The sequence below is a fragment of the Vitiosangium sp. GDMCC 1.1324 genome (assembly GCF_003044305.1).
In the GTDB taxonomy this organism is placed as follows: Bacteria; Myxococcota; Myxococcia; order Myxococcales; family Myxococcaceae; genus Archangium.
Window position 1 is genome coordinate 35081 of sequence record NZ_PZOX01000039.1, and the last position, 11834, is coordinate 46914.

Genomic DNA, 11834 nt, shown 5'->3' on the forward strand with positions numbered 1-11834 from the left:
TAAGCCTCGCACCGGGGTGCGCCCCTGTTCTCATACATCGGGTGGGACTGCCTGGATGGGATGAGCTTCGCGTTGACGTGTTGCGAGACGAGCCGGCTCGACACGTGCACCGACGCGCTCCGCGGCCATCGGAGCCTGTTGGATGCGCTCACCGAGCGAACGCTGTTCGTCTCGCACGGCCGACTCGAACTCCGGGTGGGCAGCTACACCCGGGCCGCCGCCCAACGCGAGGCCGAGCGTGAGCGGCAGGAGGCGCTGCGCGCACAGCACGTGCGCGAGGAGCACCAGTTCCACCGCGCGATGCTGGCGGCGGCGGAGCAACTCCGGAGCGCGAGCGCCTCGCGCAGCGTGGGCCCTCGGGTGAAGGACCGGTATGACTCGGATGCCCGTTCGGTGATGGCGAAGGACCTGGCGGAGAACGCCGAGGAGCACCTGTTCGTGCTGCCGCAGGACCTCGACGAAGCTCGGGCGCTCGAGGCCGTGGACACCATCCGCGCGCTGCCACGGGAGGACCGGAGGCGGGTGCTCTCGCTGGTGGCCGCGCTCGGCGGAACCCGGCCAGCTCCTCGCCACCCGGTCTCCCTCCCCGGGCGAAGCGCGCAAGCTGTTGCTCGCTCGGGCCCTGGCGACGCGGGCGTGGGGGCTTGTGCTCGACGAACCCACCCAGTACCTGGATCTCCCATCGGTGGAGCGGCTCAAGCGAGCGCTCGCGGCCTACGACGGCGCCCGGCTCCTGGTCACCCACGATGAGACACTCGCACGCTCGTACACCGAGCGCCTCTGGAGGTGCGGGGCTGGAATGAAAGCCTTTTCATGCCCCAATCCCTCACAACAGGAGGGCACACCTGGTGTGATGCCGATTGGGCGCGGCCTCGAACGCCTGTCCGTGTCCAGTCCCACACACTCCGTGCGCCCCATCCACACTGTGCGCGCAAAGACTCATCACCAGTGAAAATGGCCCAACCCCAGTGAAATCCGGCACCACGCACAAAATCCCAGTCCCAACGAAACATGCGGACCTGCGCGCCCGATCGCGTATGATGTCAAACACATACCGCGAAGGGGGGGGCGGTTTTCTCAAACACGCCAGGAAATCACTGGCGGGAGGAAGAGCCCCGAATGAATCCGAAACGACTCCTCAGCGCGGCGCTGCTCGCGATGAGTCTGATGACGGCAGCCGCGTGTAGCGGTGATCCGAAACCCGACCCGGGCACGGACCCCGGCACGGACCCCGGCACCAACCCACTGCCCACGGATCCCAACGATCCGAACAACGCCACCAAGGACACCGACTGTGACGGTCTGAGCGACAAGACCGAGTTCGAGGTCGCCTACGACGGGCTGAAGACGAACCCCGGCGTGGCGGATACCGATGGGGACGGGCTCCCGGACGGGCTCGAGGTGGGCGTCACCAAGGCGGTGACGGGCACCAACTGCACCATCACCCCGGACCTGAGCACCGCGGTGAACACGAGCCCGGTCAAGGCGGACACGGACGGTGACGGTCTCCCGGATGGTGTGGAGGACGCGAACCACAACGGCAGGGTGGACGACGACGAGACCCACCCGCTCCTCGTGGACACCGACTGCGACGGCCTGCGCGACGGCCCGAGCACCGCGAGCGTGAAGGGCGAGGACCAGAACGCCAACGGCAAGCGCGAGGCCACCGAGACCGACCCGCGCCGCTTCGACACGGATGGCGACGGCATCTCGGACGGCGTGGAGCTGGGCGCCACCACCAACCTGGACACGGCGAACTGCACCGGCATCTTCCGCCCGGACGCCAATCCCGGCACGACCACGGACGCGACCAACCCGGACTCCGACAACGACGGCGTGAGTGACGGCGCCGAGGACACCAACCAGGATGGCAAGGTGGACCCCGGAGAGCTGGATCCCAACAGCAACGACGCCTCGGGCCCGGCCGGCCAGGTGTGCACCACCGCCAACCTGCGCCCCGTGATCTTCAAGTCCGAGGACGGCCCGGACATCAAGCTGGCACTGCCTCCCACCTTCCAGGAAGTCACCCAGATCACCTCGGGCGGCGAGGTGAAGGGCCTGGTGGGCTACGACAGCACCTCGAAGATCGCCTTCCTGGCCTTCCGCACCACGCCTCCCACGGGCGCCACGGATCCGCTCGGCGACGAGGAGGCACTGCGGCCCTCCATCGACTCCAAGGGTACCCTGAGCAACCGCACCGCCCAGGTGTTCAAGACCTGGGAGGGGTTCAACGCCGTGCAGGCCTTCTATGACCAGGCCGGCACGACGACGGACCTCAAGCGCCGCACCGACCAGCTGGTGGACGCGCTCCTGCCGGGCAGCACGGGCCGCCTGAGCAGCGCGGCGGCGGGCGTGAACGGGAACTTCCGGCTCCAGACGCTCTTCGTGCACCGCTCGCCCCAGAGCCTCGTGGTGCTCATCGCCGTGGCCCCCCTGGCGAACGTGACGGGGAACAACCGCAGCACGACCGCGGCCTTCTCCGTCAAGGATCTCTCGGATGGCTCGGCGCTCGCCCAGTTCGGCGAGCCCACGGCGGTGCAGTGCGAGCGCTTCTCGCTCAAGACGTCGAAGGTGGACTTCCTCTTCGTCGTGGACGACAGCGGCTCGATGAAGAGCTCGCAGGCCTCGTTGGCCACGGCCGCCCAGGCCGCGGTGGACGCGCTCAATGCCTCGTCGCTGGACTGGCGCATGGCGCTCGTCTCCTCAAGCTACCACACGGGCAGCTCGAGCAGTACGAACAATGTGGCCAAGGTGCGGCGCTTCACCCGCAACGTGAACAAGGTCAAGGCGTGGCTCACGGAGAACAGCACGTGCTCGGGCACCTCGGGGGGGACGTGCAGCGGGGTCACCACGACGCCCGAGGCTCCGACCGCCCCGTCCTGCCCCGGTGATTCCACCCAGGGCGCCAACGGTGGCTGCTGGGTGGGCATCAGTGGCGATGCCGCCGAGGGTGTGCTGGGCGCCGCCCGCAAGGCCGTCGACGACATGACGCCGGGCACCGCCCCGACCGCCTCCGAGTCCGACAGCCTGGTCCGCAGTGACGCGGACATCGTGGTGGTGCTGCTCGGTGACGCGGATGATCAGACCATCAGCTACACCAACACGGCCGGCAACTGCGGTGCGGGTGGAACCCAGAACAAGGCGGGAACCGACTGCGAGAACGTCACCACCTTCATGAACTTCTTCGGCACGACCTCGGAGCTGCCGAAGCCCACCAACAAGACGGGCAAGCACATCGCCGTGCACGGCATCGTGTGCCCGTCCGGCCAGGCCTGCGGCTGCACTTCGGGCACCTGCAACCTGTCCAACTCGGGACGTGAGTTCAACCCGCAGCCCGAGAACGGTGTGGCCAAGCAGCGTCACGCCGCGGTGGTCAACGCCTCGGGCGGAGTGATCGGCTCCATCCTCGACACCGCTTCCATCGGCGCCTCGATGGACGCGATCATCAACGACACCATCGGCAACGCGGGTTACAAGACCCTCAAGCCGCCCATCGGCGCCTCCATCAAGGTGGCCATGGAGAACGTGAGGGATCCGGCCGTCTGCAAGACGAGCAATGACGTTCCGCGCAGCACGGTGAACGGCTTCGACTTCGACGGCAGCGCTCGCACCCTGTCCTTCTTCGGCGCCTGCCGCCCCGCGGCCGACACGACCCAGGTGGCGGTGTCGTACCAGTACTGGGTGGATGACGTGAAGGATCCCAACGGCGGTGTCCCGTGCAAGGACGACCCGAACTACACCCCGAACGAGCCGGACCACTGCACCGGCCCGCTGCTCGGCTGCAACGACACGGGCAACCAGTGCGTCTGCAAGCCGGACTGCGGCAATAGCTGCGGCGCGGGTTCGCGGTGCGACATGACCCGCTGCGCCTGCATCCCGATCATCGGCTAGCAGTGGATGTGCTCCGGACCCGATGCGCTCGGGTCCGGAGCGTGCGCTACCGCCCGGCGGGCGCGAGTGCGAAGAGCAGCAGCGCCGCCTGCTCCGAGGCACTACGAGAGAGAAACTCGGGCGGCACGGAGAGCCGCACGGGAGGTGCGAGCCGGCTGTCGCAGCTCCGCGGCCCCTCATACCAGCCCTCGGTGTACGTCAGCTCGTAGCGGCACTGGTTGATGTAGACGTGAAGCTCCTTCGAGTTGAACCGGAGCGTCACGCGCCCATCGACGAAGCCTCCCTCGGCGAGCAGGGTGTCGCCCTCCTTGTGGACCTTCAGGTTGACGGGAGTGGAGCCGACGACCCCGGAGGCCCCGCCCTCCTTCAGCGTGAGCCGCGCCGCCGTACCGAGCGCCCTCCCCCGCAGCTCCGTCGCGGAGCGGTGGAGTTGGATGTCGGCGGAGAGGACATCGTCCCCGCTGAGTTGCAGGTTGTAACTCTCGTAGGGCAGGTGCACGGCGATGACCGGGGAGTCGGGCGCGCCAGCGGCCACGCCGCCCACGAGGAGACCGACACCCAGCAGCGACCCACGGGACCAGGAGCGAAGAGAGGGCATGCCTCCAGTCTAGACACGGCCTCCGCCTGGCGCTCGCCTGCATGGCTACCTGTGTGGGATTTCCTGGGAAAGCTCGGGGCAGGCCGACTCCACCCCCAGAGCGGCGGGGTGCCCGCGAGGGAACATCGTTTCCCATTCCGAGCCGTCCACGCGCTCCGTGCGGCCTTCGGAACCGGTACGCGGCTTGCTCCTGCGCTTCCCGGCGAGGGGGGCGGACGACGGTGATTCGGAAACTGCTGGGTGTGTGTGGGGCGGGCGTGTTGGTGGCAGCGGTATGGGCATGCAGTGGCAAGGACGAAACGGCGCGCCCGGCACTCGAGGGAGAGCCACCCGTCGAGGAGCCAACTTCCGACGCGGGCCCTCCGCCCACCGAGGATGGAGGCACGTCCTCGCCAGACGCGGGCACCCCGCCCGATGACGGAGGCACCCCGCCCCCCGACGCCGGGACTCCGCCGGATGCGGGCACGGATGGAGGTACCGGCGGGCAGCAACCGGACCCATGGCCGAAGGAGGCGGCGGTCAACTACACGCAGCGCTTCGGCGTGGGCCATCCGCAGGGGGTGGCCGTGGATGACGCCTTCAACGTCTGGCTGCTTGCCGGCAACCGCATCGGCGTGCTGCGGCCCGGAGACACGCAGCCGCTCTGGGCGAGCGATATCGGCCAGGCCGGCCGGGGCTTCTCCTCCACGGTCATCTGCGGCGGCAGCGCCGGCCGCGCCTATGTGGGCTACTACGCGCAAGAGCTCGTCCAGCCCATGCGCTCGTCCTACCAGGACGCCTCCTACCTGGAAGGGGACCTGGACGCGGTGAAGCTCACTCCGGACGGCAACCTCGTCCTGGAGGAGCACATCACCCACTCGTTCCGGCGCGAAGCGGACAATCCCGGTGGCCTCGGGTGGAACTCGAGCAACAACATGGGCATCCGCAACTCCAATGACTGGAGGTTCGACGAGGATCGCTCGGTGCTCAGTTGCGTGAAGGTGATGCGCGGCCGGGACAAGGGCGAGGTGTATATCGGCACCAACCACGGCGTCACCCGCATCCGCGGGCTCGACTACAACAGCCACCGCCACCCGGTGTGGTGGGACAACGGCAGCCAGCGCGCCGGCTACACCTATGCGGTGGGCATCGCCCAGGACGGCGACGTGCTCATCGCCAATGACTGGACCTTCGGCATCGTCACGCCCAACGCGGACCTCGGCCTCTGGGACGCGATGGTCCCCGAGGAGCTCAACCCCATGAAGGTGCAGTCCTCGTACCTCCCCGAGGTCAACTCGCTGCCCGAGTTCGATTTCTGGCGCGGCTTCCAGCAGACGAAGGACGGCCGCTACTACCTGGCCAGCAAGGAGTACGGCCTGTGGCAGCTGAGCATCATCTCGAGCGGCAATCCCTTCCAGAAGGGCATCAAGGTCCCGGGCCTGCCCACCAACGGCCTCACCTCGCTGGCGGCCACGGATGACGGCTCGCTCTTCATCGGCACGGATGGCTCGGGCCTGTGGCGGATGGACGCGAACAAGCAGCTCACGCGGGTGCCGAACATCCAGGGCCGCAGCGTGAGGCAGCTCGTCTACGACCCCAACGGCACCCCGGCGATGCTCTACGTCCTCACCGACGCGGGGCTCACGGTGCTCCGGGGCTACTGAAAGGCGGGAGACGGCCCCTGTGGCTCAGCCGGTCTCCCGCCCTGCCCTCCTTCTCACCAGACGCGCACGCGCTGCTCGGGTGCGAGGTAGAGCGTCTGGCCGGCAGTGGCGCCGAAGGCCTGATACCAGGCATCGACGTTGCGCACGGTCGAAGCGCGGTACTCGCCCGGAGAGTGCCCATCCGTCAGCAGGAGGCGGCGGAGGGTCGGCTCGCGGTACTTGTAGCGCCAGACCTGACCGAAGCCCAGGAAGAAGCGTTGGTCACCGGAGTAGCCGTCGATCACCGGCGCCTGCTGCCCCCCCAGGGACAGCTGGTAGGCGTCGTAGGCGATGGACAGGCCTCCCACGTCCGCGATGTTCTCGCCGAGCGTCAGCTCGCCATTCACCGAGGCGTCGGGCAGCGGGCGGTAGGCGCTGTACTGCGCGGCGAGCGCCTCGCCGGCGGCCTTGAACTTCGCCGCATCCTCCTTCGTCCACCAGTTGGCCAGCTTGCCGCGAGCGTCGAACTGAGCGCCGACGTCGTCGAAGCCATGGACGATCTCATGCCCAATGACGGAGCCGATGCCGCCGTAGTTCACCGCGGGGTCCGCGTTCGGATCGAAGAAGGGCGGCTGCAGGATGGCCGCGGGGAAGATGATGGAGTTCTGCTGCGGCGAGTTCAGCGCGTTCACGAGCTGCGGAACCATGAACCACTCGGACCTGTCGACCGGCTTGCCGAGCTTGTTCAGGTTGCGCTGATACTCGAAGCGCGACGCGCGCTCGGCGTTGCCGAAGGTGTCGCCGCGAATGATCTCCAGCCCCGAGTAGTCACGCCACGTGTTCGGGTAGCCGATGCCGACCTGAAGGGTGGCCAGCTTCTCCTTCGCATGTGCCTTCGTCTCCGGAGCCATCCACGCCAGCGCGTCGATGCGCCGGCCGAGCGCCGAGACGATGTTGCGGACCATCTTGTCGGCCTCCGCCTTGGCTTCCGGCGGGAAGTACTTCGCGACATAGAGCTTGCCGATGGCCTCACCCATGGCGTCGCCGGTGACGTCGACACCGCGCTTCCAGCGCTCGCGAGGCTGCTGTGCGCCGGAGAGCACGCGGCCGTTGAACGCGAAGGACTCGTCGACGAAGGCCTTGGGCAGGAAGGCCGCGGAGCGCGCGATGGCGTGGAAGGTCAGGTAGTCCTTCCAGGTCTGCAGGGGCTCGCTGCCCACGAGCTTCGCCATTCCCGTCAGGGCACTCGGCTGCCACACAATGAGCTCGCGCTGCTGCCCGAGGCCCGCCGCGCCGAGATAGGCGTCCCAGTCGAGGCCGGGTGCGCGCCGCGCGAACTCGTTCCGGGCCCAGGGGTTGTTGACCTTGGCGACATCCTGCGTGTCCACCTGGGCCCAGTGGGCCCGGGCGATGTTGCGCTCGAGCTCGAAGATGCGGCGCGCACGGGCCTCCGCGTCGGAGATGCCCGCCAGGCCCAGCATGGTGGCGATGTGCTGCTGGTACTTCTGCCGGATCTCCGAGAACCGCGCGTTGTCGACCAGGTAGTAGTCCCGATCTGGCAGCCACAGGCCGCCCTGCAGCAGATAGGCGGCATAGCGCGACGGCTCGTTGAGGTCCTCGGTCACCCAGAGGCCAAAGAGCCGCTCGGTGGTGACATGGCCCGTGTTGAGCGCATCGACGTCGGCGCGCAGCGTACGGCCGAGGGCCGCGGCGAGCGCCCTCCGGTTCGCGATGGAGGCGATGGCGTCGAGCTCCGGCTTGAGGGGCGACAGGCCCTTCGCCTCGATGGCCGCCTCGTCCATGAAGCTCGCGAAGAGGTCACCCAGCTTGCGGACCTCGCTGCCCTCGGGGGCGTTGGCGCTCGAGGCCTCCTCGATCAGCGAGCGCGTGCGCCGGCTCGCCTCTTCCGCGAGTCTCGTGAACATGCCGTAGCTGGACCGGTCGGCGGGGATCTCGGTCTTGTCGAGCCACGTGCCATTGACGAAACGGAAGAAGCTGTCGCCAGGAGCGACGGACAGATCCATCCCCGCGGTGTCGACACCGAAGCTGCCATAGGTGGGCTTCGGAGCTGGAGCCGGGGCGGCGGCTGGCGCGACGGGAGGCTGGGCCTGGGCCGACGCGGGCGCCTTCTCCACCGGTGCGGAGGTGGCACATGCGGCGAGCCACGCGGATGCACTGGCCGTGAGAACCGTGCGCACGGCTCCCGGAATACGTTTGAATCGAACTGTCACGTGAAGAAACCCCTGGGAAGGCCACTCGAACGCCGTGTGGCGACCATGCTTCCGTCAGGAAGCGCGGTGGCAGGACGAGTAGGCGGAAATCGGCTCCCCAACAACGCGAGCTGTCGCTTAATCCCGAAGCTTGTTATGGCGTGGGGTGCAGAGCGGCGATGAGCGCCGCCCGCGAGCACTCGGAGGCACCATGAACTCGCCCATTGTCCCTGCCGCGGTCGCAGTCCTGTTCGCCCAGAAGGCGCAGGCCGCTTAAGCCGGCTCCGAAGGCCCGTCGTAGAGCGGTCCCGCCCCTGCTGGGTGCCCTGAAAATCAGGTGCGCCGTAGGCACCGCTCTGCCCGGAATCCTTCCAGTGCTCATCGAATCCCTCGGCTGGGGTCCAGACCTCGCCCACGCGTTTTCGCTTCTCCTTTCCCAATCCTCCCTCCCCCTCGTCCCCGGCCGCGTGGTGCGCCAGGAGCGCGGGCTTCTCACCCTCCAGACCTCCGACAGGACGCTCCTCGCGCGTCCCTCGGGACGGCTCCTCCACCACGCGCCTGGAGCCGAGGCGCTGCCCACCATCGGCGACTGGGTCGCGCTGGTGCCGCCCTCCGGCGATGGAGAGGCGCTGCTCCATGCCGTCCTTCCCCGCCGCGGCGTCCTCATGAGGCGCGAGGCGGGAAGCGAGCACGAGGGCCAGCTCATCGCCGCCAACCTCGACGTGGTGTTCCTCGTGACCGGATTGGATGGGAACTTCAACCCGCGGCGCATCGAACGGGCGCTCACCGTGGCCTGGAACAGCGGTGCCGAGCCCGTGGTGGTGCTCAGCAAGGCCGACCTCCAGGAGGATGTCTCCGCCCGCGTCCTCGAGGTGGAGGCCCTGGCTCCGGGAGTCCCCGTGCTCGCCCTGAGTGCGCTACACGGAACGGGGCTCGAGGAGCTGCTCGCACGGCTTCCCGCCGGGAAGACAGGGGCGCTGCTCGGCTCTTCGGGGGTGGGTAAGTCGACCCTCGTCAACCGGCTCCTGGAAGAGGCGCGGCTGGCCACCCAGCCCGTCAGCCAAGAGGGTGACAGGGGCCGCCACACCACCACCCACCGGGAGCTCTTCGTCCTGCCCCACGGAGGCCTGCTCATCGACGGGCCGGGGATGCGCGAACTCGGGCTGTGGGGAGAGGAAGACGGCCTGGGCCAGGCGTTCTCCGATGTCCTCGCGCTGGCAGCGGACTGCCGCTTCTCGGACTGCGCGCACCAACGCGAGCCGGGGTGCGCGGTGCGGGCCGCGGTGGACTCCGGGGTGCTCTCTCCAGAGCGGCTCGCGAGCTTCGAGAAGCTCCAGCGCGAGCAGGCCTACCACGCGCGTCAGGCGAGCAGCGCCGGGCAACGCGAGCACAAACGCCTCGAGCGGAACCGCACCCTGGAAGGCTGGCAGCACTCGCGAGCGAAGCGGCGCGGAGACTAGGGAGGCCGGGTAAGGCCGCCCGGTGACAATGCGGGAGGATGACGCGGCGCTTCCATCCATCTATGGTGGATGGACGCCGTCGCATCCACCATCCCATGGGACACGTCCACATCATCCGAGACTTCGCCTCTCCGCAGGAGGGGCTCACCCGCACCGTCCGCATCTACACCCCGGATGCGTACGACCATGAGCCTGGCCGGCGGTTCCCCGTGCTCTACATGCACGACGGGCAGAACGTCTTCGCCCATCCCGAGTCCGCGCTCTACGACACCTGGTGCGCCAACGTCACCCTGGAGCACCTGGTGTCCGAGGGCAGCCTGGAGCCCTGGCTCATCGTCGCGGTGGACTCGACGCCCAACAGGCTCGCCGAGTACTCGCCGTGGGACGAGCCGCGCAGCCACGTCCAGGCCCGAGGCCTCCCCTACGTCCGCTTCTTCGTCGAGACGCTCAAGCCCTATATCGAGGCCACCTACCGCACCCGCCAGGGCCCCGAGTGGACGGCGGTGATGGGCTCGTCGATGGGCGGCCTCATCTCGCTGTATCTCGGGTGCAAGCACCCGGAGCTGTTCGGCCGCATCGGAGGGCTATCGCCCTCGGTGATGTGGGGCTTCAACCGGCTCTTCGAGGAGTGGTCGGCCCACACCCGGCGCTGGTCTCGCATCTACCTGGATGCGGGCCTGCACGAGATCATCGATCCGGTGGGCTACACCATGTACTACGGCGACGCCACCCGCGGCTTCTTCGAGCACCTCCAGCGGCTGGGCTACGCCAGCCACGAGCTGTTCCTCGTGCTGGAGCCCGGGGGGAACCACCACGAGAAGGACTGGCAGCGCCGGCTCCCCCTCGCCATGCGCTGGCTGCTCTGCTGAGGGCCTGGGGCCTCGCGCTCAACTCCGCGCCTGGATGAAACGCAGGGCCTCCTGGATGGCCGGCAGCTCCGAGTGCCGGAGGAGGTACATCTCATCGCCCAGGGCGCTGCTGAAGACGGAGGGCAGCTCGCGGTGTTGCAGCAGCGTCCCACCCAGCCGGGCCACCACCTCCGCGTGACCGTAGCGGTACTCGCGGCCGGTGCGGCGGCCGACGTGACACACGTGATACTTGGGCGTGTAGCGAAATCCGCTCAGGTCCTCGCCGGTCAGCAGGCGCGCCCACAGACGGTACACGTCGATGTCGCACGCGTAGTTCATCATGTCCGTCAGGAAGGCTCCGGGCGGACGCAGGTTGGCCTCGAGCGCGACGAAGTCCCCATTGGCCAGGCGGAAGAACTCCAGGTGGAACCAGCGCTCGCGCAGGCCGAGCGCCGCCACCGCCTTGCGGCCCATGGCATCCAGCGCGGGAGGCAGCTCCTTGTGGCTCCAGATGGAGAGATCCTTCTGCTCGAGCACCGACTCCATGATGCCGTCGCTGTACTCGTGGCTGAAGGCGAAGATGATGTGGCCCTCGCGGTCCACGAGGCCGTCATAGGTGACGATGGTGCCGCGCACGAAGGCCTGGGCGATGTAACCGGACAGCGGCTCCGCGAAGGCCCCGTCCACCTCCGCGTCGCTGGAGACCTTGAAGGTGCGCGCGGCGCCCACGCCCACGTCGGGCTTGAGAACGAGCGGATAGCCAACGCTCCGGGCGAAGGCCTTCACACCGGCCGCGTCCTTGACGGGGATGGCATCGGGGTGAGGGATGCCGGCCTGCTTGAAGACATCGTGCATGCCGAGCTTGGAGCGCAGGCGGGCGATGTCTGCGGGCAGGAGGCCGGGGACGTGGAAGTCCTCGCGCAGTTGCGCCTCCACCTCGAGCCAGGTCTCGTTGAGCGAGTCGATGCGGTGGATGCGGCCATGGCGCCAGGTGAGGTAGCCGGTGGCGCGCAGGAGGGCGTTGGAGTCGTGGAGGTTGGGGGTGAAGAAGTATTCCGTGAGGGAGTCGCGCAGCTCCTGCCGGAGGGCGTCGTAGGGGGCGTCACCGATACCCAGGACAGTGACACCCCGCTCGCGCAGAGCGGTGACGAAGTGGAAGAACTGAGGGGGGAAGTGGGGCGAGATGAAGACGACGTTCACGACTG

At 68.4% G+C, this 11834-nt stretch carries 8 protein-coding genes; 5 read left to right on the plus strand and 3 right to left on the minus strand.

All coding sequences use genetic code 11. The features are described from left to right. The first annotated feature begins 60 nt into the window (after positions 1–60). The gene (locus DAT35_RS61660; protein WP_233262284.1) at positions 61–750 is read left to right on the plus strand and encodes a hypothetical protein; all 690 of its coding nucleotides are present in this window, start codon (positions 61–63) and stop codon (positions 748–750) included. A 369-nt stretch (positions 751–1119) separates the two neighbouring features. Further along, positions 1120–3891, plus strand: a complete 2772-nt coding sequence (cglD, locus tag DAT35_RS55615) for an adventurous gliding motility lipoprotein CglD (protein ID WP_233262285.1) — start codon at positions 1120–1122, stop codon at positions 3889–3891. 46 nt (positions 3892–3937) lie between these two features. Here cglD and DAT35_RS55620 read toward each other — a convergent pair whose 3' ends face one another. After that, the gene (locus DAT35_RS55620) at positions 3938–4489 is read right to left on the minus strand and encodes a hypothetical protein (protein ID WP_108077616.1); all 552 of its coding nucleotides are present in this window, start codon (positions 4487–4489) and stop codon (positions 3938–3940) included. Positions 4490–4710: 221 nt separating this feature from the next. On the opposite strand from DAT35_RS55620, the gene DAT35_RS55625 reads away from it, so the two are divergent. Continuing rightward, complete coding sequence (locus tag DAT35_RS55625; protein ID WP_199243306.1) at positions 4711–6132, plus strand: hypothetical protein; 1422 nt, start codon at positions 4711–4713, stop codon at positions 6130–6132. 53 nt (positions 6133–6185) lie between these two features. On the opposite strand, the gene DAT35_RS55630 is transcribed toward DAT35_RS55625, so the two are convergent. Then, positions 6186–8342 (minus strand): M13 family metallopeptidase, encoded by a 2157-nt coding sequence (locus DAT35_RS55630; RefSeq protein WP_108077617.1) that lies wholly within the window; start codon positions 8340–8342, stop codon positions 6186–6188. A gap of 353 nt (positions 8343–8695) precedes the next feature. Here DAT35_RS55630 and rsgA point away from each other — a divergent pair, with 353 nt between their 5' ends. After that, complete coding sequence (rsgA, locus tag DAT35_RS55635) at positions 8696–9781, plus strand: ribosome small subunit-dependent GTPase A (protein WP_108077618.1); 1086 nt, start codon at positions 8696–8698, stop codon at positions 9779–9781. Between the two features lie 95 nt (positions 9782–9876). Further along, positions 9877–10650, plus strand: a complete 774-nt coding sequence (locus DAT35_RS55640) for an alpha/beta hydrolase (protein WP_108077647.1) — start codon at positions 9877–9879, stop codon at positions 10648–10650. 18 nt (positions 10651–10668) lie between these two features. On the opposite strand, the gene DAT35_RS55645 is transcribed toward DAT35_RS55640, so the two are convergent. Then, entirely contained in the window at positions 10669–11829 is a 1161-nt protein-coding gene (locus tag DAT35_RS55645) for an acetyl-CoA carboxylase biotin carboxylase subunit family protein (protein ID WP_199243307.1), read from the minus strand. Positions 11830–11834: the final 5 nt, after the last annotated feature.

Coding starts and splice junctions, on each gene's coding strand:
- cglD (WP_233262285.1), top strand. CDS start 1,120: ATGAATCCGAAACGACTCCTCAGCGCGGCGCTGCTCGCGATGAGTCTG.
- DAT35_RS55620 (WP_108077616.1), bottom strand. CDS start 4,489: ATGCCCTCTCTTCGCTCCTGGTCCCGTGGGTCGCTGCTGGGTGTCGGT.
- DAT35_RS55640 (WP_108077647.1), top strand. CDS start 9,877: ATGGGACACGTCCACATCATCCGAGACTTCGCCTCTCCGCAGGAGGGG.
- DAT35_RS61660 (WP_233262284.1), top strand. CDS start 61: ATGAGCTTCGCGTTGACGTGTTGCGAGACGAGCCGGCTCGACACGTGC.